Below are 25,610 nucleotides of genomic sequence, written 5' to 3'. Positions count from 1 at the left end.
TCCCGCCGGTCGAAAGAACTTATAATTCTCGCATACTTCGGATTCTCCTTAAGCGCATGCTCACTTACCTCTTCGTGATCTTCCTGCTGGCGATGGTCATGACCAAGCTTTGGCTGGCCGCTCGTCAGATCCGCCATGTGGTCACCCATCGGGCGGCTGTTCCCGAGCGATTTGCCAGCACGATCACACTGACCGACCATCAGCGGGCCGCCGATTACACGGTCGCCCGCACCCGTCTGGGCATGGCCGAGATCTTTGCCCAGGCGGTGCTGCTCGTCGCTTTCACGCTGCTCGGCGGGCTGAACCTGCTGCATATCGGCGTGACCGAATGGCTCGGCGAAGGCTATCTGGGTCAGATCGCATTGATCGCCGCCGTGCTGTTGATTTCCGGCCTCGTCGATCTGCCCTTCACTTACGTGCGGCAGTTCGTGATCGAACAGCGTTTCGGCTTCAACCGCATGTCGCTCGGGCTGTTCATTGCCGATATGATCAAGGCCACCGCCATCGGCGTCTTGCTCGGACTGCCGCTGCTGTTCGCCGTGCTGTGGCTCATGGAGCGCGCAGGACCGTTGTGGTGGCTGTACACGTGGGTGGTCTGGGTGGGCTTCAATCTGTTTGTGCAGTTCATCTTCCCGCACGTCATCGCGCCGATGTTCAATAAGTTCGAACCGCTCTCGGACGTGTCGCTGGCGCAGCGCATCGAGGGGCTGATGCAGCGCTGCGGCTTCGCGGCGCGCGGTTTGTTCGTGATGGATGGCTCGAAGCGTTCGGCACACGGCAATGCCTATTTCAGCGGCTTCGGCCGCACCAAGCGCATCGTGTTTTTCGATACGCTCATCGAGCGGCTCTCACCCGCCGAAATCGAAGCCGTGCTGGCCCACGAGCTGGGTCACTTCAAGCGTCGCCACATCACGAAGCGCCTGATCGTCGCCTTCGTGCTGTCGCTGGCATTCCTTGCCCTGCTTGGTTGGCTGATCGGCCGCACATGGTTCTACACCGACCTCGGCGTGATGCCGTCGCTGACCGGCAGCAACAACGCGTTGGCGCTGGTGCTGTTCTTCCTCGTGCTTCCAGTGTTCGGCTTTTTCGCCAGCCCGCTCAGTAGCCTGACGTCGCGCAAGCACGAGTTCGAAGCCGATGCCTTTGCCGCCAGCCAGACGCAAGCCAGCGATCTGGTCAACGCCCTCGTCAAGCTTTACCAGGACAATGCGTCGACGCTCACGCCCGACCCCGTCTACACCGCGTTTTACTATTCGCATCCGCCCGCCTCCCAGCGCATCGACCGTTTGCTGGGGCACGCATGAAGCGCAGCCTCAAGGGAAAAGCCGCGCCGGCCGAAACAACCGCGCAGGAACGCCGTCACGGCCGAGTCACGGCGGCGCACGGCCGTCACTACGTCGTGGAAGCCGACGATGGCGAAACGGTGCTGTGCTTTCCTCGCGGCAAGAAGAGCGAAATTGCGGTCGGCGACGAAGTCGCCTGGGCGCGCACCGGCGATCAGGGCGTGATTGAAGAGATCCTGCCGCGCCGCAACCTGCTTTACCGCTCAGACCAGTTCAAGAGCAAGCTCTTCGCCGCCAACATCGACCAGTTGGTCATCATGTTGGGCACCGAGCCGTACTTCAGTGAGGATTTGCTGGGCCGAGCACTGGTCGCCTCGGAAGCCAATGCACTGAGACCGCTGATCGTGCTCAACAAGACCGATGTCGCCGAGGCCTTGCCGGCGGCGCGCGCGCGCTTGGCGCCGTATCGCGCACTGGGCTACGACGTGCTGGAACTTTCCGTGCGGGCGGATCCTGAAGGGGCGAAGGCGCTGCTGCTGCCTCGCCTGGCACATCAAGCGTCGTTGCTGCTCGGGCAGTCGGGCATGGGCAAGTCCAGCCTCGTGAACCTGCTCGTCCCCGATGCCGATGCCGCAACGCGCGAGATCTCCACGGTATTGAACTCAGGCAAGCACACGACGACCTTCACGCGAATCTTTCACCTGCCCGAAGGCGGACTGCTCATCGATTCGCCAGGCTTTCAGGAATTCGGTCTGCATCACCTCAAGGAAGGGGCACTGGAGCGCGCCTTCCCCGAGTTCCGTGCACGGCTCACCGGGTGCCGGTTCTACAATTGCCATCACCTGAAAGAACCCGGTTGCGCTATTCTCGCGGCCGTGTCCGACGGAAGCATCTCGCAACAGCGCCATATGCTCTATGCCCAGCTCGTTCACGAGTCGGAGCAACAGATTCCATACTGACGCTTCAGTCGGCGGCGAAGCGATCCGCGCGAATCGGCCATAAAAAAACCCGCTTCCGCGGGTTTTTTTATGGGTTCTCGCTTGAACCTCAGCCCAACCACACGGCGAGGGTCAGCAGCAGCAACAGGAGCATCCAAAGCAAAACCGCGCGCCAGACCAGGCCGACGGCCGCCTGAAGCGTGCGCGGCGTGCATTCGCTGCCGACAGGCAGGACTGCGTCGTCGCCTTGATTCAGCGCATCGACGCTCGAGACTTCCGCCAGCGGGCCGGTCAATCGTGCGCCGAGGGCGCCGCTACCCGCGGCCAGCAGAATGCCTTCGTTCTCGTTCGGCCACTGCTTCGCATAGTGGCGCCACGCGTAAATGGCGTCTTCAAAGTTGCCGACAATGGCGAAACCGATGGCCGTCAAACGAGCCGGCACCCAATCAATGACATAGAAAACCTTGCGCGCGAAGGCCCCGAACGCCGGGCTGCGATCGGGCGCGGGCTCCGTCCAGCGACGCGACAGATATTCGGCGAGACGGTACAACACCGCCCCCGCCGGACCGACCGGCATCAGGAACCAGAAAAACACGCCAAAAACGTGGCGATGCGAGGCAATGACCGCGTGCAACAGTGTGTGGCGCACGATCTCGTCCACCGGCATGTCGACCGTGTCGATGCCGATCCACTGATGCAGGATTTCTCGCGCCTCGTTCACGTTATCGTTGTTCAGCGCAACGTGAATGTCCGTGAAGTAGTGACTGAACTGCCGGAATCCCATCGTCAGGTAGACGATGAGCACGTTCCATGCGAAGCCCAGGAAAATGTTGACCCGCATGAGCAGGTAGTAGATGACACCGACCGCCAGCACAAACGGCAGCACCACGACCAGCCACGCAAGCACGCCATGACGGGGTAGCCCGGCATCGAACGATTGCGACGTATGGGTCGCGTGGGAGCGAATCAGGTTGTAGATCGGGTTTTGCGTGGAGAGGGCACGCATCTGCTCGAGGATCAGCGCGAGGAGTACCGAAAAGAATGTCATGCGTGCGTTCAGATCACCAGACGGAATGGTGTAACGATAGCACAGCTTCTCGCAAATGCCCGCCCCAGGCGCCTGCACGACGCACTCACTTCACACTATAGGCAGACAACTCGCGAAAACGATCGGTCTCTCGCGTCAGGCCCGCAGGAGTTGATAGAAATTACGTAGCATGCCGGCCGTTGCGCCCCAAATGAAGTATTCACCTCCCGCGGGCTTCGGATAGGGCATCGCGTAAAACCGGCGTTCGCCCACCTGATAGTGGAAGACGCGGATCTGATGATGTGCAGGGTCCATCAGGAAATCCAGCGGCACCTCGAAAATCTCGTCGACTTCACCGGCATCGGCGATGAGATCGAACGGCGGCTTGACCAGGCCCACGACCGGTGCAACACGAAAGCCGGTTCCGGTGACGTAGTCGGGCAAGCGTCCGATCACTTCCACCGCCCCCGAATCGAGACCTATTTCTTCACGCGACTCACGCAAGGCTGTGGCGATCGGCGACAGATCGTCGGGCTCGCGGCTACCGCCAGGAAAACTCACTTGCCCGGCGTGCGTGCTCAGATGTTGGGTTCGCTGCGTCAGCAGCACAGTCGTGCCATGCGCGCGCATCACCAACGGCACGAGCACGGCCGCCGCACGCGGCGTAAATTGTGCCGGCGGCGCGAGTTCGATCGCACCCGCCTCCGGCGTCCAGATCGGCGGACTCGCGAGCCGGTCACGCAACGCGGCGGGCGTTAGCCGCTCCGCCGGCACCGCAGGCTCCCCCTCGCCCGTCGAGACGATGGGTAACGCTTCAGGATGCAGGATCAGAGGTGGCGCCACGTAGACCTTTGCTGGGTGGAGAACTTCGCTATTTTAGCGAGGAAGCCCTAAACACGTACACGCAAACAAAATGCCAATGGCACGGCAATTCGTGGCGTTCGATGACGAAGACACGCCGCAACATCGGCGTCGATGAAAGACAGCACAACGAAAAAAGCACCCCGAAGGGTGCTTTTCCATACGGCTTTGGCTGCGCCCGGCCACGAGGTCGCCAGGCGTAGCGGCGTCCGACTTACTGGGCGGCAGCGGGCTTGCTCTTGAACGAGAGCTTTTCCTTGATACGTGCCGACTTGCCCGAACGCTCACGCAGGTAGTACAGCTTGGCGCGACGAACGTCACCACGACGCTTGACTTCGATGCTGGCGATCAGCGGCGAGTACGTCTGGAACGTACGCTCAACGCCTTCACCCGACGAAATCTTGCGGACGATGAATGCCGAATTCAGGCCACGGTTACGCTTGGCGATGACGACGCCTTCGTATGCCTGAACGCGCTTGCGCGTACCTTCGACCACGTTCACGTTGACGATCACGGTGTCGCCCGGGGCGAATTCGGGAATCGTCTTGTTCGCGGTCAAACGCGCGATTTCTTCCTGCTCGATCTTGGCGATCAGATTCATTTACCACTCCTTGTGCCATCGTATCGGCGTTATATACCGGCATGCCGGCCCCGACAGAGGATGGGTGCAAACCGAATGCCGTCCCCATGACGACACCCGCTACCTACTTGGCCGACGTATCGACCCGCAGGCTTGCCAGCCATGCCTCATCGGCACGACTGAGCAATCCGTTGGCGCGTGCGCTCTCGATCAGATCGGGGCGTTTGCGCCAGGTATTGGTCAACGCCTCGCGGCGTCGCCATTTTTCAATCTCTGCATGATGCCCGCCCAACAGCACGTCGGGCACGCGCACCCCTTCGTACTCTTCGGGTCGCGTGTAATGCGGACAATCGAGCAGGCCATTGACGAAACTGTCCTGCTCGGCCGACTGCTCGTCGTTCAGTGCCCCCGGCAGCAGCCGGATCAGCGAGTCCATCAGTGCCATGGCGGGCAACTCTCCGCCCGACAGCACGAAATCGCCAACACTGACCTCTTCGTCCACGACGCGATCGATCAAACGCTGATCGACGGCTTCGTAGCGCCCACAGAGCAGAATCAATCCCTGCTCCTGTTCGCGCAGTTCCACGACACGACGATGCGTCAGTGGCTTGCCTTGCGGCGACATCAGCAACACCCGGCCGCGCGGTACGCCGGCTTGCGCCTGCGCAGCCTTTGCGGCCTCGATGGCGTCGTCGAGCGGCTTGGCGAGCATCACCATGCCCGGGCCGCCGCCGTACGGTCGATCATCGATCGTCCTGTAGCTGTTATGCGTGAAATCGCGAGGATTCCAAAACCGCAGACCATAGCGCGACTGCTTGAGCGCCCGGCTGGTGACGCCCCAGTCGGTCAGTGCCCGAAACATCTCGGGAAAGAGCGTGACGACGTCAAACTGCATCAAACCGGTTCCGTCCAGAGGTGCCCGGACACCACAGCGGCCGGGCGATCAATCGGTATCTCAGTAGTCAAGACCCCAGTCGACCACAATGCGCCCCGCCTCGATATCGACGGATTGCACATATTTGGCGACGAACGGGATCAGACGCTCAGCGGTCTTCGCCGACTTGTCGTCGACGGCAGGCGCCTCGTAAGCGACACGCAGCACAGTGTGCACGCCGTTGTCGAGCAACCCGACGACCTTGCCCAGCGATTCGTCCTGCAGATTCGTTACCTGGGCGCCAATGAGGTCCACCCAGTAAAACTCGTCTTCACCGGCGGTCGGAAACGCACTGCGCGGCACCCAGACCTGAAGGCCCTTGAGCGCCTCGGCGGCCGACCGGTTTTCGCTGCCGCGTAATTGCGCGACCACGGTACCGGAATGCCCTCGACTGTGCAGTACATTGGCCTTGGTGTAGGCCGACTCACCGGGACGACGAAAATACCAACAATCGGCGGACAAGAGCCCTTCGCCCTCGCCCGTATGCGGCTGCACCTTGATCCAGCCACGAATTCCGTAGGCGTCGCCAATGTAACCCAGCTCGACGAGATCGTCGGGCACTTCGGTCACCGGGGCGAGCACCTGCTCGGCACGCATGCCGGCGGCGCGGCGCGCCTCAGCACCGATTTTCAGCGGTACCCGCTCACGTGCGGGTCGAGCGGAACGAACCATGCCAATCCAACGTTGTGACGAACACACGGCGATGACCGCTCCAGATCGCTCGGGAGCAGGCACCGCCGTTCAATTCTCATGCCATCGGCAAACCGACGGCAATGCTGATAGCTTGACTAGCCGAAGCGCTTAGGCAGCGGCCTTGGCGCCTTGCTTGATCAGACGAGCCACGGTCGGCGACAGTTGTGCGCCAACGCCTTGCCAGTACGTCAGACGGTCTTGAGCGATACGCAGACCTTCCGTGCCTTCGGCAGCGACCGGGTTGTAGAAGCCAATACGCTCGATGAAGCGACCATCGCGACGGTTACGCGAGTCGGTTGCAACGATGTTGTAAAACGGGCGCTTCTTCGCGCCGCCGCGAGCCAGGCGGATAACGACCATAATAAATCCTTGTGAATCCAGAAGTGTTCGGACAGAAAACGCGACATTATAGCGCAAAACCCTCGTCAAAACAAACACTTCCCCGGACACCGGCGGCGCCCCGCCAAGCCGCCCCTGGATTGGGGGACAAGACCGCCGCGTTGGCTCCGGGAGGCACTGGTCTACAATGCACGCATTCTGTGCGTGAAGCGAGTCCAGCATGCAACAATTGACCGGTGGATGGCAGCGCCCCGCTCGGCCGCAATGGCCAGTGCGGGTCGCCGTGCGAGTCATCCATCTTGCGAAGCATGTGCGTCGGGTCGGTTTGTTTTTCGGCGCCGCGCTGGCGATGGCCCCATGCCTCGCCACGGCGCGCGACGCCCTTCCCATCGAACGTCTCGTCCTGCCGCCCGGCTTTCACGTCGAAGTCCTCTCCGACCGGGTGCCCGGCGCCCGCGGCATGACGCTTGGCCCGAAAGGCACCTTGTTCGTCGGCAGCCGCGGACAAGGCGTTGTCTATGCCATCACGCTCGATCCGTCGCGCGCCTATGCGGCCAGGGTCCAGACCATCGCCTCCGGGCTGAACATGCCCGTCGGCGTGGCATTGCGCAACGGCGCACTCTATATCTCGGCCGTCTCGCGCATCGTCAAGCTCGACAATATCGAAAGCCGGCTCGACAATCCCGGCAAACCGATCGTCGTCTACGACAAGCTTCCTGGCGAAAGTCACCACGGCTGGCGGTACATCGCATTTGGCCCCGATCAGCGCCTGTATGTCGGCGTGGGCGCACCCTGCAATGTCTGCAAGCGCGACGGCGACCGTTTCGCGATGATCGGCAGCATGAAGCCGGACGGCACCGACTGGCAGGTCGTCGCCCGTGGCGTGCGCAACACCGTGGGCTTCGACTGGCAACCCAGGACACGCACGCTCTGGTTCACCGATAACGGTCGCGATCAACTCGGCGACGACGTGCCGGACGACGAGCTGAACCGCCTCACACGCATCGGCGAACACTTCGGATTCCCTTACTGCCATGCTGGCGACATCGCGGATCCCGAATACGGGCGAGAGAAACGCTGTGCGGACTTCACGCCCCCCGTGGCAAAGCTTGGCGCCCATGTGGCCGCGCTCGGCGTGCGCTTTTACACCGGCAAACAGTTCCCCAAGGACTATCGCGGCAGTCTGTTCATCGCAGAGCACGGCTCCTGGAACCGGAGCCGCAAGGTCGGCTACCGGGTCGTACGCGTCGTGCTCGACGCCAAGGGCAACGTCGCCAGGCAGGAAATCTTCGCGCAAGGCTGGCTGGGCGACGACGAGTCGGTCTGGGGCCGCCCTGTCGACCTCCTTACGTTACCAGACGGCTCACTGTTGATCAGTGACGATGAGGCCGGCGCGATCTACCGCATTACTTATCGGAAACCGTGACGCGGCCGCACGACGACGACCGACATCGACTCGGGAATCTCACCGCAATGACGATGCAAGGAACTGCACTGACCGGCATTCGGTCAACCTTTCATGGACTCAGGGCTGCGCACGGCGTCCGCCGCCTCCGTGTGCCGCGACACTTTCGCTGATCGTGCCCTCCCGGCACGCTCGGCAATTCCACCAAGACATGATCATGACCCAACGCCGACTCTCTTTCCTGCCCGCCTCGTTCGCCACCTATATGGCAACGCTCCTCGTGCCGGCGGCCATGTTGGCCGGCTGCGCCGCCCCGTCGGGCGGCGCCGGTCCATCGCAGGCGTCGCCCGGCGCGCCAGCCGCCGCCACCGCCCCCGCCGACATCCTCGGCACCTGGCAACTGATGCGGTGGGAAGGTGTCGACGACTTGCCAAGTCTGCCGGAAAGCCGCGCCATCAACCTGACCTTTAACGACAAAGGAGCGTTCTCTGGCTCCGGCGGATGTAACCGGATCTTCGGCCAGTACTCGGTGGGGCCGGCCAAGGGCCAGGTCAGCCTTCAGGCGCCGGCCGCCACACGCATGGCTTGCCCGGACTCGATGGCCTTCGAAGCCCGCTACCTGACGACGCTTCCCCGCGTCACCCGTTTCGAACGCCGCGACACACAGTTGATTTTGCGCACCCCGAATGGCGAGACGCTGACCTACGCCTCGCAGACGTTGCTGGATCGTCCGGTCGCCAGCGCCACCAAGACGGAAGACCGTATTGTCGACGTCGATTCGCAAATGGCGGATTGCGTGGGCGCCGCGCCGCGGAAGTGCCTGCGCGTGCGCAACGCCGACGATTCCGGGAAAGCGCCGTGGGAACTCTGGTACGCCCACATCGATGGCTTCTCGTGGAAGCCCGGCGTAGAATACCGCGTGAAAATCCACGGCGAACCCGTCGTCAATCCGCCCGCCGATGCGTCGAGCATGCGCTGGACGCTGGTCGAAGTCATTCGCGAAACGCCAGCCCGATAACCCATCCCAATGAATGCAGTCGCCTATAAATCCAAGACCCTGACCGCGGGCCTGGCAATGCTGTTCGGCACGCTGGGCCTGCATCGTTTCTATCTGTATGGTCTGCGCGACCGCTTCGGGTGGGCCCATGTCGTGGGATCGGCCTGCGGTGTAGCGGGTTGGGGGCTGCTGGTCACGAGTGAGCTGCAGTCTTCCGCCGGATGGGGCCTGACGATTCTCGGCGCCATCTCGCTGTTTTCCGCGTTCCTGGCGGCGATTGTTTACGGACTTCGGCCCGACGAGCGCTGGGATGCCCAGTTCAACGCCAGCGCCCAGCGCAAATCGCGCTCGGGATGGATGGCCGTCATCATCGTGAGCGTGTCGCTGTTCGTGGGCGCGATGTTGATGATGGTCGGTCTCGCCGTGGCGTTCCAGACCTATTTCGAAACGCACGACACGCCGAACCGCCTGTCCCAGTAACGCGTGAATATGACCACACCCGTCGCCGCCCCCTCCCGACCGACGCTGGGCTTCATCGGCGCCGGTCGCGTTGCATGCGCCCTCGCGCTCGCGGCGGCACGTGCGGGGTATGAGGTGACGGCGATCGCAAGCCGACGCCTCGATGCGGCGCAACGCGTCGCGGTCGCCTTGCCGGCGTGTAAGGCCCTGCCAATCCACCGGCCGAACGACATGAACGCGGTCTTCGCCCACGCGGACCTTGTCTTCCTGAGCGTTCCCGACGACGCCATCGCCACGTGCGCCGCGCATCTGTCGCCGCGCGCCGGGCAGGCACTGGTGCATTGCAGCGGCGCCTCGGAGGTCGGTCTGCTCGCGGCCGCCACCCGACACGGTGCGCAAATTGGCGGCTTCCACCCGCTGTTTCTTTTTGCCGGTCTCGATGACGACGCGACACGCCTGTCGGGCAGCGCCATCACCATCGAAGCCGACGCACCGCTGAACGCTACGCTCCACGCTCTCGCGAGCGCGATAGGGTGCCGCGCCCTGTCGATCCCGGCGGGCGCGCGGATGCGATATCACGCCGGCGCCAATTACGCCGCCAGTTTTCTGCTGTGCCTGCTCGATGAAGCTACCCAGCTCTGGCAAGCGATCGGCATGCCGGAAGCCGACGCCCAAGACGCCATGTGGCCGCTGGTCATGGGGACCCTCACCGCCGCCCGCGAGCGCGGACTCGCCGGTGCGCTCTCCGGCCCGGTGTCGCGGGGCGACGCAGGCATCGTCACCCGCCACACCGAAGCGCTTGCCTCGCTGGGCGGCAACCACGCGACGTTGTATTCGCTGCTGACGCTCCGGGCGATTCACCTCGCCCGTCAACGCCCGAACGCTGACGGCGCCGCACTCGACGCCATCGCGCGCGCCATCGCGCCATATTTGCCGCCGTCCGCCCCAGAAAGCGACGCATAAGCACATCCAGCGTCCCCAGCCCATCCAGTCGCTCGACGCCGTCCACCCGCGCCACCCCACCTCGCCCGCCAGTCCGTTTTGCGTCATGTTTGCCCCTCGAATACTGTACAAAAACACAGTATAATGACAAGCATTCCTCGCGAACGCACTGCCTTCGCGCCCCGGACTGCCTTCAAGGAGACGAGCCATGGCTTCCTCATTCGCGCCGCCCCCGTCGCGTAAGGGCCGAGGCGCTACCGCCAATCTCGAATCGCGCTTTTCCGAATTCCGGCGCGAAAGCGATGAGACCCGACTTGAATCGGATGCGGCCCAAGAATGCGAGGTCAAGTTCGTCACGCAAGTCGCGCTGGAAAACGCGCGAACGATCATCTCGCGCAATCAATCGACGGACATTCCCTTCGACCGTTCGATCAACCCATATCGGGGATGCGAGCATGGCTGCGCGTATTGTTTTGCGCGTCCCACGCACGCCTATCTCGGCCTGTCGCCGGGGCTCGACTTCGAAACCCGCCTTTACGCGAAACACAACGCCGCCGAGCGCCTCGACGCCGAGTTGCGCAAGCGCGGCTATCAGCCCGCCCTGCTCGCACTCGGCGCAAACACCGACCCGTACCAGCCCATCGAACGTGAATACGGCATCACCCGAAGCGTGCTGGAAGTCCTCGAGCGTTTCGGCCATCCCGTCGGCATCACCACGAAATCCGCGCTGGTCACGCGCGACATCGACATCCTGTCGCGAATGGCGCAGCGTGGTCTGGCCCGCGTATTTATCTCAGTGGGAACGCTCGATGCGGAAATCGCACGCAAGATGGAGCCGCGCGCCAATACCCCGGCACGTCGCATCGAGGCCATCCGAAAACTGACGGACGCGGGTATTCCCACCGGGGTGATCGTGGCGCCCATCGTGCCGGCGCTCACCGATTTCGACATCGAACGCGTACTGACGACGGCGGCGCAAGCCGGCGCAACGTACGCGGGCTATGTGATGCTGCGACTGCCGCGCGAAGTTCACGATGTTTTCGTGACGTGGCTCGAAGCACATTACCCGCTGCGGGCACGCCACGTCATGAGCCTGATCGAGCAGGTGCGCGACGGCAAGCACAACAGTTCCGAATTCGGCACGCGCATGCGCGGCACCGGTTTGCATGCGGAGTTGATCCGTCAGCGCTTTCATCTGGCCGCCCGCAAGTTGGGTCTCAATCAGGCGCGACCACCGCTGCGTAACGATCAGTTCAAGGTCCCCGCACCGGCAACTTCGGCCGTCGCCAACGGACGGCAAACCGCCGCGCAAGCCCCTGAGGCCGGGACCGACAAGGCCGACCCGCAAATGGCGCTCTTCTAGAAAGCGACGCCGGACGCAACCGCAACTTGGGCCTATCGACGCTCTCCCGCCCTCCCGCCGCCGCGCTCACTCTTCGACGTGGATGGTGAGCGTCTCCTTGATCTCCTCCATCACGACGTAGCTCTTCGACTGCACGGCCCCCGGCAGTTGCAGCAGGATGTCGCCGAGCAACTTACGGTACTCGGACATCTCTCGAATGCGCGCCTTGATCAGATAGTCGAAGTCGCCCGAGATGAGATGGCACTCCATCACCTCCGGGATCCGCAGCACTTCCCGCCGAAACTGATCGAACATGTTGCCTGACTTGTGATCGAGCGTGATCTCGACGAATACCAGCAACGCGGCGCCCAGCGCGGCCGGATTCACCCGAGCGTAGTACCCCATGATCACGCCGTCGCGCTCCATGCGTTTCACGCGCTCGATGCAGGGCGTAATCGACAGGCCGACCTGCTCCGCGAGGTCTTTCATCGACATCCGCCCGTCTTGCTGAAGCAGCGCGAGAATGCGCCGATCGAGCCGATCCAGCGTTCGGATCGATTGCTGCTGGACTCTCATTATTTATTCCTGAATTTCCAATATATACATTAACTAAACCTACTAATCAGATAATACTATGCCAATTATTACTGGATAACCATGGTTTTACAGGAGTCAACGCAATGAAGGTCATCGTTCTCGGTAGCGGCGTCATCGGCGTCACCAGCGCCTATTACCTGGCGAAGGCCGGGCACGACGTCACGGTGCTCGATCGTCAAGCCGGACCGGCGCTCGAGACCAGCTTCGGCAACGCCGGCCAGATTTCGCCGGGCTACGCCTCGCCGTGGGCAGCGCCGGGCATTCCGACGAAGGCCATCAAGTGGTTGTTCCAGAAGCACGCCCCGCTCGCCATCCGTCCGGACGGCACGCTCACGCAACTCAAGTGGCTCTATCAAATGCTGCGCAATTGCACGCCCGAGCGTTATGCCGTCAACAAGGAACGCATGGTGCGGATCGCCGAGTACAGCCGCGATTGCTTCCGTGCGCTGCGCGCGGAGACGGGCATTCCTTACGAAGGTCGTCAGGCGGGCACGTTGCAACTGTTCCGTACCGACGAGCAACTGGCGAACGCCGCGCGCGACATGGCGGTGCTCGAAGAGGCCGGTGTGCCGTTCGAGTTGCTCGACCGCCAGGCACTTGCCAGCGCCGAGCCGGCATTGGCGGCCGTCGCTCACAAGCTCACGGGCGGCCTGCGCCTGCCCAACGATGAAACCGGCGACTGCCAGTTGTTCACCACGCGTCTGGCGGCGATGGCCGAGGCACTCGGCGTGAAATTCCGCTACGACATGCCGATCGACGGTCTGAACGTTGTCGGCGACAAGATCGATGGCGTGGTCTGCGCAGGCACGGTGCAGCGCGCCGACGCCTACGTCGTCGCCCTCGGGTCATACTCCACACCGTTCCTGCGCGGCCTGGTCGACATTCCGGTGTATCCGCTCAAGGGATACTCGATTACGGTGCCCATCGCCGACGCATCGCGCGCGCCGGTGTCGACCGTGCTCGACGAGACCTACAAGATCGCCGTCACCCGCTTTGACGACCGCATTCGCGTTGGCGGCATGGCCGAAGTGGTCGGCTACGACAAGACGCTCAACCCGGCTCGCCGCGCCACGCTGGAAATGGTCGTGAACGATCTGTATCCAGGCGCCGGCAACACGGCCGACGCCTCGTTCTGGACGGGGCTGCGCCCGATGACGCCCGACGGCACGCCGATCGTGGGCGCCACCGCCCTGCGCAATCTGTTCCTGAACACAGGACACGGCACGCTGGGCTGGACGATGTCCTGCGGCTCCGGCCAGTTGCTGGCCGATCTGATGTCGGGACGGCGGCCCGCGATTCTGGCCGACGATCTGTCGGTGGCGCGCTACAGCCGCGCGCCCGACGCGCAGGCCCAACCGGCCTTCGCCTGAGCTTCCAGACGGCACCTTCGGGTGCCGTTTTGATTGGCGCCGCCGAAACGTTGGCATGCGCTGTCGTCACTTTTTGCTGTCACATCACAAAAAAGGAGACGCATCATGAGAATCGGTGTACCCAAGGAGATCAAGAACCACGAATACCGCGTCGGCATGACGCCCGCCGCTGTGCGCGAAGTCGTCGCCCGCGGGCACGAAGTGTGGATCGAAACCCAGGCCGGGTCCGGCATCGGCATGGACGACACGGTCTACGCCGCCGCCGGTGCACGCATTGCCGCAACGGCGGTCGACGTGTTCGATCGCGCCGAACTGATCGTGAAGGTCAAGGAGCCGCAGGCCGTCGAACGCGCCCGGCTTCAGCCCCATCACACACTCTTCACGTACCTCCATCTCGCCCCCGATCCCGACCAGACGCGTGACCTGCTCAAGAGCGGCGCCACGTGCATTGCCTATGAGACGGTGACGTCTGCGAACGGCGGACTTCCCCTGCTCGCCCCCATGTCCGAGGTCGCCGGACGCATGTCGATTCAGGCCGGGGCCACCGCGCTCGAAAAGACGCATGGCGGACTGGGTCTGCTCCTCGCCGGTGTACCGGGGGTGGAAGCCGGCAAAGTCGTGATCCTGGGCGGTGGCGTTGTGGGCACCAATGCCGCGACGGTGGCCGTGGGCATTGGCGCGCAGGTGACGGTGATCGACAAATCGGTCGACGCGTTACGCCGCCTCAATGCGCAGTTCGGTGGCCACGTCCAGACGGTCTACTCGACGCAACACGCCATCGAAACGCATTTGCACGACGCCGATCTCGTCATCGGCGGTGTCCTCATTCCGGGCGCGGCGGCGCCGAAACTCATCACGCGCGCGATGCTCGGCCTCATGCGCAAGGGCGCTGTCATCGTCGATGTCGCGATCGATCAGGGCGGTTGTTGCGAGACCTCTCACGCAACGACGCACGCTGATCCGGTCTACGTCGTGGAAGGGATCGTGCACTATTGTGTCGCCAATATGCCGGGCGGCGTGCCGCGCACCTCCACGTTCGCGCTCAACAACGTGACGTTGCCGTTCATTCTGCAACTGGCCGACCATGGACCGGTCGCCGCGATGCGCGCCGATCCGCACCTGCTTGCCGGACTCAATGTGGCGCGCGGCAGGGTGACCAATCGTGGTGTCGCTGACGCGCTGGGCCTGGTCTATCACGATCCGCATGCCGTGCTGGCGAATTTACCGGCCGCGGCGTAGGCACAACGACGTGAACGCGTAGGCGCGTAGATGCATCGGCGCGACGCCGGGGTGCTTCACACCCGGCGCCGCGCCACGCCTCGCGCTTTGGACATGGGCACACTCCCTTCGTTATACTTGCCTCATCTCGACGGCGCCCGCCGGTCAAGCCGGTACCCAGGCACGTGCTGCCGCGCGGCATTCTGCCTGTCCCCAAGCCGTCCCTGTCCATGAGCAAGTGATGAACGCCGACCCGCAAGAACTCAATAAATTCAGTGAATTGGCCCACCGTTGGTGGGATCCGCACAGCGAATTCAAGCCGCTGCACGAGATCAACCCGCTGCGCCTCGACTGGATCGAGCAGCATGTGCCGCTCCAGGGCAAACGCGTGCTGGACATCGGCTGCGGCGGCGGCATTCTCTCCGAATCGATGGCGCGCCAGGGCGCACACGTCAAGGGAATCGACCTGTCGAAAAAGGCGCTCGGCGTGGCCGATCTGCACAGCCTCGAAGCCGGCCTGTCCATCGACTATGAAGAGATCTCCGCCGAGGCGCTCGCCGCGCGCGATGCGGGAACGTACGACGTGGTGACCTGCATGGAGATGCTCGAACACGTGCCGTCACCGGCATCCGTCGTGGCGGCCTGCGCAACGCTCGTCAAACCGGGCGGTCATGTGTTCTTCTCCACGCTCAACCGCAACCCGAAGGCCTGGCTGCTGGCGGTGGTCGGCGCCGAGTACGTGCTTCGCATGCTGCCGCGTGGCACGCACGACTACGCCAAGTTCATCCGACCGTCGGAACTCGCGTCGTTCGCCCGCGCCAGCGGCCTGACGGTGCGGGATCTGCGCGGCATGACCTACAACCCGCTGAGCAAGCGTTACGCGATCAACCGCGACACCGACGTCAACTACATGATCGCGTGCACCCGCGATGCCTGATATGTTCGAGCCCCCCGCCCGAGTCCCCGACACGCCCTTCGGCGCCGATGCACAACTGCTCAACGGCAACGTTCGCGCCGTGCTGTTCGACCTGGACGGCACGCTGGCCGACACGGCGCTCGATCTCGTCGCCGCCGTCAACAAGGTGCGCACCGACCGCGGTCTGGCGCCGGGTCCCTATGAGACGCTGCGCTTGCAAGCGTCGCACGGCGCGCGCGGACTGATCGGCAGCGCCTTCGGCGTCGCCCCTGAGGATGCGGCGTTCCCGTCCTTGCGCGATGCCTTCCTCGCCAATTACGAAGCCGCCTTGTGCGTGCAGAGTCGCCTGTTCGACGGGATTCCCGCGCTGCTCGAGGCCTTGGCTGCGCGTGGCATGCCGTGGGGCATCGTGACCAACAAGGCCGCGCGTCTGACCGATCCGCTCGTCAAATTGCTCGGGCTCGCCGAGGGTGCCGCGTGCGTGGTATCGGGTGACACGACGCCGCACAGCAAGCCTCACCCCGCCCCCCTGCTGTACGCCGCCGAGTGCATCGGCATCGCGCCCGGGTGCATCGTGTACGTCGGCGACGACCTGCGCGACATCCAGGCGGGCAAGGCGGCAGGGATGGCGACTGTCGCGGCAGCCTATGGCTATTGCGGCGACTCGCTGACCCCTGCCGAGTGGCAGGCGGACGCTGTCGTCGAACACGCGGGGGCGATCGCCCCGCTGGTAATGTTGCCGGCCTGACGGGTCGGGCCATTACCTCCCGGGACGGGGCCACCGCAGCCGATCCCGGGTCTGTCTCGCCGCGCAACGCAGGCGCGGCGCCTGCGTCACTGGCGACTTACGGGAGACCGCATGGCCGAGCAAGAGAACGATCGCAAACCCCCTTCAGCCTCGCCGGAATCGTCCGCCGACGGCACTCGTCTGCAACAAGGTCTCGTTCGTGCCCGCGCGCTCGGGCGCGACCCCAACGTGCGCCGCCGTGCGCGCAAGACCAGCCTGTGGACCGCCGGGGTGATCGCCGTGTTTGGCGTCATCGGGTATTTCACCGTGCCGGCGGTGGTCAAGCATTACGCCATCGAAAAGCTCTCGGCCTATCTGGAACGACCGGTGAGCGTGGGCGACGTCAGCTTCAACCCGTACACACTGCGACTCGATTTGCATCAGGTCCATATCGGCGACAAAACGCCGGGGCAGCCATTCGTGGACGTGGGCATGCTGCGCGTAAACGCCTCGTGGGGTTCGCTGTTCCGCTTTGCACCGGTCGTCGACGAGCTTTACGTCGACACGCCGGTGCTCAACATCGTGCGCACGGCCCCACAGCGCTTCAACTTCTCGGACATCATCGATCGCGCAACGTCGGGACCGCCGTCCCCCGAGCCGTCGAAGCCCGCTCGCTTTGCGCTGAATAATGTGCAGATCAAGAACGGTACGGTGCGCTTCGACGACGCCGTGCAGAACGAAAAGCACGTCATCGATCATCTGCAGGTCGGCGTGCCGTTCATCGCGAACCTGCCGGCCGACACCGACATCTTCGTGCAGCCGCTGCTGCAGGCCTCCATCGACGGCTCGCCGGTACGGATCTCGGGCCAGACCAAGCCGTTTGCCGATTCGCTGGAATCGACGGTCGACATCAAGCTCGACCGGTTCGATCTGACCAAGTACCTCGGATATTCGCCGGTCAACGTGCCCGCGCAGATCAAGAGCGGCGCCATCAGTACCGATCTGAAGCTGCATTTCACCCGCGACAAGGACGGCAATCACGTGCTGCTCACGGGCACGGCGGGATTGTCCGACGCCGTGGTCAACGAGCCGGATGGCTCGCCGCTCGTCGCCGTCAAGCAAGTCGACGTGAAGCTGGGCAAGGTCGAGCCGCTTGGCAATGTCTATCACATCGATAGTGTGCGAGTCGACGGTCTCGACCAGCACGTCACGCTGGAAAAAGACGGCTCGATCAACGTCGCCAAGGCGCTGTTGCCGCAGCGTCAGGTCATCAAGGCGGTGGGCAAGGCGGTGGATCAGGCTGCGGCGTCGCCGCAAGCGAGCGAAGCGGCCAAGGCGGCACCGAAGGTGCCGGCCGAGCAGACGGCACGTCCTGCGTCGCCGGCGTCGGCGGCCGAAGCGGCCCAGGCGAAAGCGTTGGCCGCTGCCGAACCCGCGCCGCTCGACCTGCTGGTCGGCGACGTCTCGCTCGTCAACAGCAAGGTGCGCTTGACCGACGAGCGCGGCACGAAACCAGCGAGCCTCGCGCTGGAGAATATCCAGATCGGCGTGAAGCAGTTCTCGACGCTCGGCAAGGACCCCGCGACGTACGACGCCTCGCTGGGCATCCAGAGCGGCGGGTGGCTCAAGGCGCACGGCCAGTTCAGCCTGCCCGCGTACAACGCGAGCGGCGAACTCGAGGCCCAGTCGATTGCGCTCGCCGCCCTGCTGCCCTTCGCGCAAGGTGCGCTCGCGGGCGAGCTCAAGAGTGGCACGCTCGGCGCCCAGGCCAAGTTCAGCGCGGCGTTTGCCCCCGACAAGCAGCCCAACGTCCAAATTGCGCCGGCCACGGCCACGCTCGAGAAGATCGAATGGCTGACCGGTCTCAAGGGCGACGCGCCGGTCAAACTGGCCAAGGCTGAAGTGAAACTCTCACACTTCGATCTGGGCGCGCGGCAAGCGGCGCTCGACGAGGTCACCGTCAACGGGCTGCAGGTGTCGGCGCGTCGCGACAAGGACGGCAAAATCAACCTGCTCGCCCTGACCGGCGATGGCCAGCCGAAAGCCGCCGCAAACCAAGGCAAAGGCAAAGATATAAAGGCGCGCGTGGGCACGGAGCGCGGCCGGCGGACGTCCGCCGCATCGACTTCATCGAACGCGCAGGCGAGCGCGGGCGGCTGGCAATGGACTGTCGGCAAGGTGGCGTTGGAAAACGCCAGCCTCGGGTTTGAAGACCGCGACGTCAAAGGCCGTCCGATCAACGCGACGTTCGCACCGCTCAACGTCAAGGTGCAAGGCGCGTCGCAGGACATGAGCAAGCCGTTGCAGGTGGACATCAGCGGCACGCTCAATAAGAAAGGGTCGCTCAACGCCACGGGTCACGTCACGCCGCAACCGCTCGCGGCCGATCTTCAGATCAAGACGCAGCAGCTCGATCTGGCGGCGTTCGATTCGTACATGAGTGACCAATTGAACGCGAGCATCGCGAGCGCGCTGCTCTCCAGCAACGGGCGGGCCACGTTCGCGATGAAGGGCGACACCCCGCAGGCAACCTACCGCGGCGATGCCACGCTGGGCAACGTGCGTCTGCTCGACAAGGTCACGACGGATGACTTCATGCGCTGGAATGCGCTGGCGGTGCAGCAGATCAATCTGGCGGTGGGCAGCGGCAAGCCTAACGTCCAGTTGGGCAGCATTGCGTTGTCGCGCTTCTACGCGCGTTTGATCATCAACGCGAACGGGCGCTTGAATCTGGCCGATGTGGTCGGCAACAAGGAAGCGGCACCGCGTTCGCTGACGCGTGCGAACGAAGGCGTGCCGCTCGGTGGATCGACGGCCAAGCCACCGCTCGATGCGGCGGCGTCCGCCGTGGAAGCGGGACAACCGACGGCCGCCGAGACGCCAGCGCAGAAGCCTGGCGAGACGACGGCACAGCGCGGCCCGGGCTACGGGGCTGGCAAGGCGCTGCCTGCGGACGTCCACATCGGGCGTATCACGCTGCAAGGCGGCAACATCAACTTCACGGACAACTTCGTCAAGCCGAACTACACAGCGAACCTGACGGATATTGGTGGGCAAATCGGCGCATTCGGCACTGCGACGACCGAGCCCGCTGCGGTCTCGCTGCAAGGCAAGGTCAACAGGAATTCACCGATCGGCATCAACGGCAAGATCAATCCGCTTGCGCCGATGGCGTTCGTGGATCTGAGTGCCAAGGCCGACGGTATCGAACTGACCAATCTCACGCCGTACTCCACGAAGTACGCGGGCTACCCCATCGACAAGGGCAAGCTCACGGTTGATGTGCACTACCTGCTCGATCAGGCGAAGCTGACGGCGAACAATCACATCTTCATCGACCAGTTGACGTTCGGGGATCATGTGGACAGCCCGACGGCGACCAATCTTCCGGTGCGTCTGGCGGTATCGCTGCTGAAGAATTCGCGCGGCGAAATCGATGTGGACATCCCGATCTCCGGCTCGCTCGACGATCCACAGTTCAGCCTTGGCGGGGTGATTTTCCGGGCGTTCGTGAACCTGATCGTCAAGGCGGCGACGGCGCCGTTCAGTTTGCTGGCGTCGGCGTTTGGCGGCGGCGACCAGGAGCTGAGCTACGTGGAGTTCGCGCCAGGCAGCGCGCGTCTGACGCCGGAGAGCGAGAAGCGGCTGGAGACGCTGGTCAAGGCGCTGACGGATCGCACGGCGTTGAAGCTGGATATCGAGGGCCGGGTCGATCCGGCGAAAGATACCGACGGTCTGCGCAAGGTAGCGGTGGAGCGCGCGATCAAGGCGCAGAAGGTCAAGGCGATGGTCGGCAAGGGAGAGAGCATCGACGTGGACACCGTGAAGGTAAGTCCGGAGGAGCGAAGCAAGTACTTGACGGCCGCCTACAAGGCAGCGGACTTTGCCAAGCCGCGCAACATGATCGGGTTTGCCAAATCGCTGCCGGACGACGAAATGGAAAAGCTCATGGAGACGAACATCAAGGTGGGCGACGACGATCTGCGGGCGCTGGCGGATCGGCGGGCGCAGCGCGTACGGTCGTGGCTGGACGGCAAGATCGCGTCGGATCGGATGTTCGTGGTGGCGCCGAAGCTGACCGCGGACGGCATCAAGGACAAGGGGGCGACGACACGGGTGGACTTTGAACTTAAGTAGGCCATTTGTGTCATAATCAGCGTTACCACTGGGGCCGACATGGTTTCGACGTGGGTAGCGAAGCGAATCAGGGCATACCGAGGACCCGTCACCTCGTTAATCAATGGGAAAATTAGTAACTGCAAACGATAACTCGTACGCACTGGCTGCCTAAGGGCGCCTGCCTCGCACTAGCTCTCTGACGGGTTAGGGTAGCAATACCAAGCGAGGTTATTCACGTCAGATAATCTTCGGTGGTGCCACGGCGCCGGGGCCTAAAATCAAGTGGATCGCTGTTGCGTAGCGTGTTCGTCCGCGACAAAACGGTTAAATCAAATGACTGAACTAAGTATGTAGAACTGATCGTAGAGTACTTGCGGACGCGGGTTCGATCCCCGCCGGCTCCACCAATATTGAAGCCCCAACTGATCCCAGTTGGGGCTTTTTCTTTTCTCGTCTCATCAGGTCCGGCGCCAGGCGCTCGCGACGCACCAATTCATGCGCACGGCGTCGAGATGACGGTGCATGTCAGCCGATTTCGCCCGACCTCAGGCATTTTTGTCCGGGTCGACTCGCCCCTCACCCTCACGATTCGCTCAACTCGTAGCTGGTGCTGCGTCCACCCGCATCCGATTTGCGCAGGACCCCACGGGTCAGCAATTCGGTAACGTCTCGTAGCGCAGTGTCCTGTGAACACTTGGCGATCGCCGCCCATTTGCTGCTGGTGAGCTTACCCTCGAAGCCATCGAGTAGCCGATTGACCACCTTCACCTGTCGCTCGTTCATCGGCGTTGCCGCCCAACGCTGCCAAAACCGAGTCCTGGACAGCACGGCGTCAAGTGTGTTCTGTGCCTGATCGACAGCACGATGCAGTGTCTCGAAGAACCAGGCGAGCCACTCCGTGACATCGAGCGATCGCTTCTGCGTGCGCTCCAAGATGTCGTAGTAGGCCTTGCGCTCACGTTGGATTTGCGCCGACAGACTGTAAAAGCGCTGAGGACTGCCATCGGCTCGGGCCAGACTAACCAGATCGTGGCGCCAACATGGCCAGTCGCCAGCCTGCCAGATACAAGTGTAATCGCCGCTTTTCATGCGGAGATTATGGGCCGTAATCTCCGCAAACGTACGCTATTCGCCGCATGTAATGCGGTGATAGTGCGGCCCATTCACCGCACCGCCCCCTCCCCTCAATCCGACCGCATCTCCACCTCCTGAGAGGCCTCATCGCGCCGCTTCAACTCATCGAGCACCATCCGCTTCGGCACCTTGCCGTAGCCCGACTTGGGCAGTGCGTCCCAAAAGACAATTCGCTTGGGAACCTTGTACTTGGCGATACGGGTCTTGAGCCAATCCTGCAGCGCCGATTCGTCCATCCCCTCCCCGGCATGCAAAACGCAGACGGCCACACCGACCTCGCCCCACTGCGCATCCGGCACGCCAACTACCGCAACCTCGGTGATCGCTCCGTGCGTCAACATCAATTCCTCGATCTCGCGGGGATACACGTTGGAGCCACCCGAGATGTACATATCCGAAGCGCGACCGGTCAGATACACATAACCGTTCTCGTCCATATGCCCGATGTCCCCCGTACGGAACCAGCCATTGCGGAACGACTTGGCGTTGGCTTCGGGGTTGCGGTAATAGCCAGCGAAAACCGCCGGACCGATGACGCAGACCTCGCCCGTCTCGCCCGGTCCAAGTTCGTTGCCCGCGTCGTCCTGAATCGTCACTTGCATGCCGCTGCGCTCGACCCCACAAGTCCGCGGTCGCAACGCGATGGTCTCGTCGTTGTGGTCGTATGTCGGCAACACGGTAATGTTGCCCGTGACTTCCCCCAGGCCGTAATACTGCACCAGCACCGGTCCCAGCTTGGCCAGCGCGCGCTTCTGATCCTGCTCGTACATCGACGCGCCCGCGTAGATCACGTAGCGCAGACTCGCGTGGTCGTACGCGTCGACAGCCGGGTGCTCGACCAGCATCTTGAGAATGGTCGGCACCGTGAACATATTGGTCAGCCGATACCGCTCGATCAGCGCGAACGCCTGCGCCGGATCGAGCTTCTGGGCCGGCATCATCACCGTCGTGCCGCCACGCGCCATTACGTTGAGCTGATGCATGCCCGCGCCGTGCGAAATCGGCGCGACCACCAGCGAGCCATCCTCGTGCGTCAGGCCAGGCATGAGATCACACAGGTGGTTGTTGATGACGAACGCAAGCTGCCCATGCGTGAGCACCGCCCCCTTTGGACTCCCGGTGGTGCCCGAGGTAAAGAACAGCCAGCACGGCGTGTCGCGTTCGACCACCGCGTTGGCCATCGGGGCCGACAGGTGGCGATCGATCAGCGCGCTCACGTGCGGCGATTCGTCCGGCACCGCATTGTCGCCAGTGAACCAGACGACGTTGCAGCCCGGACGCTCCGCGACAACCGCCGCAGCATGTTCCGGGTAATCCGTCTGGCACAGAAATACCGTCGGTTCCGCCACGCGTGCCATGGTGGCCACCTCGCCCGGCGCGAGCCGGAAGTTGGTCGGCACCCAGACCGCCCCCAAACGAAACACGGCGACCATCGCCTCGATCATCTCGTTGCTGTTGCGCGAGTGGGCAAGCACGGTATCGCCGGCGCCAACACCGACCGCGCGCAAGCCCGCCGCGAGCGCCGAGACGCGTGCGTCGAACGCTTGCCACGTCCATTGCTGTTCGCCGAAAACGATCGCGGAATGATTCGGAAAACGACGCGCGTTGCGCGTCGCGAAATACGCAAGGTTCATCACTCGTGCCGAGGTCGGCGTCATGTGGATGAAGCTCATTTGGCGCGCTCCATGATCGAGACGTAATTGGCCACTGCGGCGCCCCCCATGTTGAAGACACCCGCGAGCGCGGCGTCAGCGATCTGCATGTCGCCCGCCTCCCCCGTGAGCTGCATCGCCGCCATCACATGCTGCGAGACCCCCGTTGCGCCCAACGGGTGGCCGCGCGACTTGAGCCCGCCCGACGGGTTGACCGGCAAGCGCCCGTCGCGCAACGTCACTCCCTCCTCGATCACCCGCCAACCCTCACCGGGGGCGGCGAGCCCCATCGCTTCGTACTCGATCATCTCGGCGATCGTGAAGCAGTCGTGCGTCTCGACAAGACTCAGGTCCCCCAGCGTCACCCCCGAGCTGTCGAGCGCCTTGCCCCACGCGCGACGCGCTCCTTCGAACGCGATCGGATCGCGCTTCGCGAGCGGCAGGAAATCGTTGACCTGCACGCGGGCGCGAAATCGAATGGCACGTTGCATCGTCATCGCGACCTCGGGCGCGGCGATCACCATCGCTGCGGCGCCATCGGAGACGAGCGAGCAATCGGTGCGGCGCAGCGGTCCGGCGACGAATGGATTCTGTTCCGACGGTGTATTGCAAAACGCAAACCCCAGATCCTTGCGCAAGTGCGCATAGGGATTGCGCACACCGTTCGCATGGTTCTTGGCCGCGATCATCGCCAACGCGTCGCTGTGGTCGCCATGGCGCTCGAAATACGCCTGCGCGATCCGTCCGAAAATGCCGGCGAAGCCGTCGGGGTTGCTTTCCTCGCGACGATAACACCCGCTCATCAGGATGTCGGGAATGGCCCGCCCCGGCACGGCGGTCATCTTCTCCGCCCCGATCACCAACGCGAGCTTGCCACGCCCTGCCGCGATGAAATCCATCGCCGCATGAAGCGCTGCAGATCCTGTCGCGCAGGCGTTCTCCACATGCATCGCGGGTGCGAAGCGCAGGCCCGGTTGCGCGAGCGAAGCGAGGGCGCCCTCGAAGCCCTGCGGTGTGAGGCCGTTGTTGTAGACCCCGACCATCACCGCGTCGATGTCTTCGGCCACGACGCCCGCATGCGCCAGCGCGTCGCCGATCACGTCCCGCATCAGCGTTTCCACGTCAGGCGCATCAAGCTTGCCGAAGCGCGAGTGCGCCCAACCAACCAGCATGGGTTGCGTATTCATCTTGTCTCTTCCTTAAGCTCGGTGCAGGCCAGCGTCATTCGTCGAGGATGCCCGCGGCAACGAAGCCGCCATCGACCGCGAGCGTCTGGCCGGTCACGAAACTCGCGCCCTCCGACGCGAAGAACGCGACCGCCGCGGCAATCTCGCTCGGCTGGCCGTAGCGCTTCATCGGCACCTGGCGCAGATAGGTCTCGCGCGCCTGCGCCGAGTGATGCCGGGTGAGCGGCGTCTCGACCGGCCCCGGCGCGATCGCATTCGCCGTGATCCCCGACTGGGCAAGCTCGATCGCGATCTGTCGCGTAAGCCCCATCATCGCGGTCTTCGACGTGCCGTAGCCGGTACGTCCGGCACCGGCGCGGATGCCGCTCGTCGACGCGATGTTGACGATCCGACCCCACTGGCGCGCGCGCATGCGACGCGCCGCGTGCTGCGCGAGCGCCAACGGACCGGTCACGTTGATCTCCATGATGCGGCGGAACGTGTCGAGCGGGAAATCGATGAATGGCTTGAGGCTGGCGATGCCGGCGTTGTTGACAAGCACGTCGCACCGGCCATGACGTTCGTCGAGTGCGGCGAAGAACTGTTCGATCGAATCGTCGTTACCCACATCGAGCGTCATGGCGTCGGCGCGATGTCCGCGCGCCATGATCGCCGACGCCACGGCCTGCGCGGCCTCCAGTTCCAGATCGCTGACGATCACCGTAAACCCATCTTCGGCCAGCCGTTCGGCGATCGCCGCGCCGATGCCGCCCGCCCCGCCCGTGATCACCGCGACCCGTGACTCTGCTTGCATGTGTGGCTCCTGTGTCGAATTCAAGATGCCCGCGCTGAACGCCGCACGGGTCGATGAAATTGTGGAATCGATGATGGGCATTCGCGCGACGTCATGC

22 protein-coding genes, 1 other RNA gene and 1 pseudogene are annotated in these 25,610 nt (G+C 63.6%); 13 read left to right on the top strand and 11 right to left on the bottom strand.

Going from position 1 to position 25,610, the window contains the following annotated elements; all coding sequences use genetic code 11:
* Positions 1-56: 56 nt before the first annotated feature.
* Together A985_RS0118545 and rsgA are read left to right on the top strand one after the other, a co-directional pair.
* Positions 57-1,304, top strand: coding sequence for a M48 family metallopeptidase (locus tag A985_RS0118545; protein ID WP_017234872.1), 1,248 nt, complete (start codon positions 57-59; stop codon positions 1,302-1,304).
* Positions 1,301-2,242 (top strand): ribosome small subunit-dependent GTPase A, encoded by a 942-nt coding sequence (gene rsgA, locus A985_RS0118540; RefSeq protein ID WP_017234871.1) that lies wholly within the window; start codon positions 1,301-1,303, stop codon positions 2,240-2,242. Before A985_RS0118545 ends, rsgA begins: the two co-directional genes overlap by 4 nt.
* A gap of 88 nt (positions 2,243-2,330) precedes the next feature.
* Here the strand turns inward: rsgA and A985_RS0118535 are convergent, their stop codons facing one another.
* From A985_RS0118535 to rpsP, 6 genes are all read right to left on the bottom strand, one after another.
* Positions 2,331-3,269: a CobD/CbiB family protein gene (locus A985_RS0118535; protein WP_026132135.1), complete on the bottom strand. Its 939-nt coding sequence runs from the start codon at positions 3,267-3,269 to the stop codon at positions 2,331-2,333.
* Positions 3,270-3,404: 135 nt separating this feature from the next.
* Positions 3,405-4,091 (bottom strand): CoA pyrophosphatase, encoded by a 687-nt coding sequence (locus tag A985_RS0118530; RefSeq protein ID WP_026132134.1) that lies wholly within the window; start codon positions 4,089-4,091, stop codon positions 3,405-3,407.
* Positions 4,092-4,323: 232 nt separating this feature from the next.
* The gene (gene rplS, locus A985_RS0118525; protein ID WP_017234868.1) at positions 4,324-4,710 is read right to left on the bottom strand and encodes a 50S ribosomal protein L19; all 387 of its coding nucleotides are present in this window, start codon (positions 4,708-4,710) and stop codon (positions 4,324-4,326) included.
* A gap of 103 nt (positions 4,711-4,813) precedes the next feature.
* Positions 4,814-5,584 carry a tRNA (guanosine(37)-N1)-methyltransferase TrmD gene (trmD, locus tag A985_RS0118520; RefSeq protein WP_017234867.1) on the bottom strand — a complete coding sequence of 257 codons (771 nt, stop codon included), beginning with the start codon at positions 5,582-5,584 and terminating at the stop codon, positions 4,814-4,816.
* 60 nt (positions 5,585-5,644) lie between these two features.
* Positions 5,645-6,295 carry a ribosome maturation factor RimM gene (gene rimM, locus A985_RS0118515; protein WP_232424674.1) on the bottom strand — a complete coding sequence of 217 codons (651 nt, stop codon included), beginning with the start codon at positions 6,293-6,295 and terminating at the stop codon, positions 5,645-5,647.
* 129 nt (positions 6,296-6,424) lie between these two features.
* Positions 6,425-6,676 (bottom strand): 30S ribosomal protein S16, encoded by a 252-nt coding sequence (gene rpsP / locus A985_RS0118510; RefSeq protein WP_017234865.1) that lies wholly within the window; start codon positions 6,674-6,676, stop codon positions 6,425-6,427.
* A 328-nt stretch (positions 6,677-7,004) separates the two neighbouring features.
* On the opposite strand from rpsP, the gene A985_RS0118505 reads away from it, so the two are divergent.
* The 5 genes from A985_RS0118505 (at position 7,005) to A985_RS0118485 (ending at position 11,821) form a co-directional block, all read left to right on the top strand.
* Positions 7,005-8,081 carry a sorbosone dehydrogenase family protein gene (locus A985_RS0118505; protein WP_198288719.1) on the top strand — a complete coding sequence of 359 codons (1,077 nt, stop codon included), beginning with the start codon at positions 7,005-7,007 and terminating at the stop codon, positions 8,079-8,081.
* Between the two features lie 196 nt (positions 8,082-8,277).
* Positions 8,278-9,078, top strand: a complete 801-nt coding sequence (locus A985_RS0118500; protein ID WP_198288715.1) for an META and DUF4377 domain-containing protein — start codon at positions 8,278-8,280, stop codon at positions 9,076-9,078.
* Positions 9,079-9,087: 9 nt separating this feature from the next.
* On the top strand, positions 9,088-9,537 hold the full coding sequence (locus A985_RS0118495) for a hypothetical protein (RefSeq protein ID WP_017234862.1): 450 nt from the start codon (positions 9,088-9,090) through the stop codon (positions 9,535-9,537).
* Between the two features lie 9 nt (positions 9,538-9,546).
* Positions 9,547-10,479 (top strand): Rossmann-like and DUF2520 domain-containing protein, encoded by a 933-nt coding sequence (locus A985_RS0118490; protein ID WP_017234861.1) that lies wholly within the window; start codon positions 9,547-9,549, stop codon positions 10,477-10,479.
* Positions 10,480-10,666: 187 nt separating this feature from the next.
* Positions 10,667-11,821, top strand: coding sequence for a PA0069 family radical SAM protein (locus A985_RS0118485; protein ID WP_017234860.1), 1,155 nt, complete (start codon positions 10,667-10,669; stop codon positions 11,819-11,821).
* 66 nt (positions 11,822-11,887) lie between these two features.
* On the opposite strand, the gene A985_RS0118480 is transcribed toward A985_RS0118485, so the two are convergent.
* Complete coding sequence (locus A985_RS0118480; protein ID WP_017234859.1) at positions 11,888-12,376, bottom strand: Lrp/AsnC ligand binding domain-containing protein; 489 nt, start codon at positions 12,374-12,376, stop codon at positions 11,888-11,890.
* A 104-nt stretch (positions 12,377-12,480) separates the two neighbouring features.
* Here A985_RS0118480 and A985_RS0118475 point away from each other — a divergent pair, with 104 nt between their 5' ends.
* The 6 genes from A985_RS0118475 (at position 12,481) to ssrA (ending at position 21,154) form a co-directional block, all read left to right on the top strand.
* A complete protein-coding gene (locus tag A985_RS0118475) occupies positions 12,481-13,767 on the top strand; it encodes a D-amino acid dehydrogenase (protein ID WP_017234858.1) in 1,287 nt (428 codons plus the stop codon).
* A gap of 105 nt (positions 13,768-13,872) precedes the next feature.
* Positions 13,873-15,006 (top strand): alanine dehydrogenase, encoded by a 1,134-nt coding sequence (gene ald / locus A985_RS0118470; protein WP_017234857.1) that lies wholly within the window; start codon positions 13,873-13,875, stop codon positions 15,004-15,006.
* Positions 15,007-15,223: 217 nt separating this feature from the next.
* Complete coding sequence (gene ubiG, locus A985_RS0118465; RefSeq protein WP_026132131.1) at positions 15,224-15,922, top strand: bifunctional 2-polyprenyl-6-hydroxyphenol methylase/3-demethylubiquinol 3-O-methyltransferase UbiG; 699 nt, start codon at positions 15,224-15,226, stop codon at positions 15,920-15,922.
* Between the two features lies 1 nt (position 15,923).
* Positions 15,924-16,649: an HAD-IA family hydrolase gene (locus tag A985_RS0118460; RefSeq protein ID WP_017234855.1), complete on the top strand. Its 726-nt coding sequence runs from the start codon at positions 15,924-15,926 to the stop codon at positions 16,647-16,649.
* A 111-nt stretch (positions 16,650-16,760) separates the two neighbouring features.
* The gene (locus A985_RS0118455; RefSeq protein WP_017234854.1) at positions 16,761-20,765 is read left to right on the top strand and encodes a DUF748 domain-containing protein; all 4,005 of its coding nucleotides are present in this window, start codon (positions 16,761-16,763) and stop codon (positions 20,763-20,765) included.
* Between the two features lie 30 nt (positions 20,766-20,795).
* Positions 20,796-21,154: a transfer-messenger RNA gene (gene ssrA, locus A985_RS27700) on the top strand.
* A gap of 175 nt (positions 21,155-21,329) precedes the next feature.
* Here ssrA and A985_RS0118450 read toward each other — a convergent pair.
* The 4 genes and pseudogenes from A985_RS0118450 to A985_RS0118435 form a co-directional block, all read right to left on the bottom strand.
* Positions 21,330-21,764, bottom strand: a pseudogene (locus tag A985_RS0118450) (Fic family protein); the annotation flags it as partial.
* Positions 21,765-21,931: 167 nt separating this feature from the next.
* Positions 21,932-23,554 carry an acyl-CoA synthetase gene (locus A985_RS0118445; protein WP_017234852.1) on the bottom strand — a complete coding sequence of 541 codons (1,623 nt, stop codon included), beginning with the start codon at positions 23,552-23,554 and terminating at the stop codon, positions 21,932-21,934.
* Positions 23,551-24,720 carry an acetyl-CoA acetyltransferase gene (locus A985_RS0118440; RefSeq protein WP_017234851.1) on the bottom strand — a complete coding sequence of 390 codons (1,170 nt, stop codon included), beginning with the start codon at positions 24,718-24,720 and terminating at the stop codon, positions 23,551-23,553. The genes A985_RS0118445 and A985_RS0118440 overlap by 4 nt, the downstream gene beginning before the upstream one ends.
* A gap of 34 nt (positions 24,721-24,754) precedes the next feature.
* The gene (locus A985_RS0118435) at positions 24,755-25,513 is read right to left on the bottom strand and encodes an SDR family NAD(P)-dependent oxidoreductase (protein WP_026132128.1); all 759 of its coding nucleotides are present in this window, start codon (positions 25,511-25,513) and stop codon (positions 24,755-24,757) included.
* Between the last annotated feature and the right edge of the window lie 97 nt (positions 25,514-25,610).

Source organism: Pandoraea sp. B-6, assembly GCF_000282835.1.
Classification (GTDB): Bacteria; Pseudomonadota; Gammaproteobacteria; order Burkholderiales; family Burkholderiaceae; genus Pandoraea; species Pandoraea cepalis.
The sequence above is the reverse complement of the archived record's forward strand: the minus strand, read 5'-3'. Positions and strand labels throughout refer to the sequence as shown.

Excerpts from the sequence above, each read along its gene's own strand:
- A985_RS0118545 (WP_017234872.1), top strand. The coding sequence starts at position 57 with ATGCTCACTTACCTCTTCGTGATCTTCCTGCTGGCGATGGTCATGACC.
- rsgA (WP_017234871.1), top strand. The coding sequence starts at position 1,301 with ATGAAGCGCAGCCTCAAGGGAAAAGCCGCGCCGGCCGAAACAACCGCG.
- A985_RS0118535 (WP_026132135.1), bottom strand. The coding sequence starts at position 3,269 with ATGACATTCTTTTCGGTACTCCTCGCGCTGATCCTCGAGCAGATGCGT.
- rplS (WP_017234868.1), bottom strand. The coding sequence starts at position 4,710 with ATGAATCTGATCGCCAAGATCGAGCAGGAAGAAATCGCGCGTTTGACC.
- trmD (WP_017234867.1), bottom strand. The coding sequence starts at position 5,584 with ATGCAGTTTGACGTCGTCACGCTCTTTCCCGAGATGTTTCGGGCACTG.
- rimM (WP_232424674.1), bottom strand. The coding sequence starts at position 6,295 with ATGGTTCGTTCCGCTCGACCCGCACGTGAGCGGGTACCGCTGAAAATC.
- rpsP (WP_017234865.1), bottom strand. The coding sequence starts at position 6,676 with ATGGTCGTTATCCGCCTGGCTCGCGGCGGCGCGAAGAAGCGCCCGTTT.
- A985_RS0118505 (WP_198288719.1), top strand. The coding sequence starts at position 7,005 with ATGGCCCCATGCCTCGCCACGGCGCGCGACGCCCTTCCCATCGAACGT.
- A985_RS0118500 (WP_198288715.1), top strand. The coding sequence starts at position 8,278 with ATGACCCAACGCCGACTCTCTTTCCTGCCCGCCTCGTTCGCCACCTAT.
- A985_RS0118495 (WP_017234862.1), top strand. The coding sequence starts at position 9,088 with ATGAATGCAGTCGCCTATAAATCCAAGACCCTGACCGCGGGCCTGGCA.
- A985_RS0118490 (WP_017234861.1), top strand. The coding sequence starts at position 9,547 with ATGACCACACCCGTCGCCGCCCCCTCCCGACCGACGCTGGGCTTCATC.
- A985_RS0118485 (WP_017234860.1), top strand. The coding sequence starts at position 10,667 with ATGGCTTCCTCATTCGCGCCGCCCCCGTCGCGTAAGGGCCGAGGCGCT.
- A985_RS0118480 (WP_017234859.1), bottom strand. The coding sequence starts at position 12,376 with ATGAGAGTCCAGCAGCAATCGATCCGAACGCTGGATCGGCTCGATCGG.
- A985_RS0118475 (WP_017234858.1), top strand. The coding sequence starts at position 12,481 with ATGAAGGTCATCGTTCTCGGTAGCGGCGTCATCGGCGTCACCAGCGCC.
- ald (WP_017234857.1), top strand. The coding sequence starts at position 13,873 with ATGAGAATCGGTGTACCCAAGGAGATCAAGAACCACGAATACCGCGTC.
- A985_RS0118460 (WP_017234855.1), top strand. The coding sequence starts at position 15,924 with ATGTTCGAGCCCCCCGCCCGAGTCCCCGACACGCCCTTCGGCGCCGAT.
- A985_RS0118455 (WP_017234854.1), top strand. The coding sequence starts at position 16,761 with ATGGCCGAGCAAGAGAACGATCGCAAACCCCCTTCAGCCTCGCCGGAA.
- A985_RS0118445 (WP_017234852.1), bottom strand. The coding sequence starts at position 23,554 with ATGAGCTTCATCCACATGACGCCGACCTCGGCACGAGTGATGAACCTT.
- A985_RS0118440 (WP_017234851.1), bottom strand. The coding sequence starts at position 24,720 with ATGAATACGCAACCCATGCTGGTTGGTTGGGCGCACTCGCGCTTCGGC.
- A985_RS0118435 (WP_026132128.1), bottom strand. The coding sequence starts at position 25,513 with ATGCAAGCAGAGTCACGGGTCGCGGTGATCACGGGCGGGGCGGGCGGC.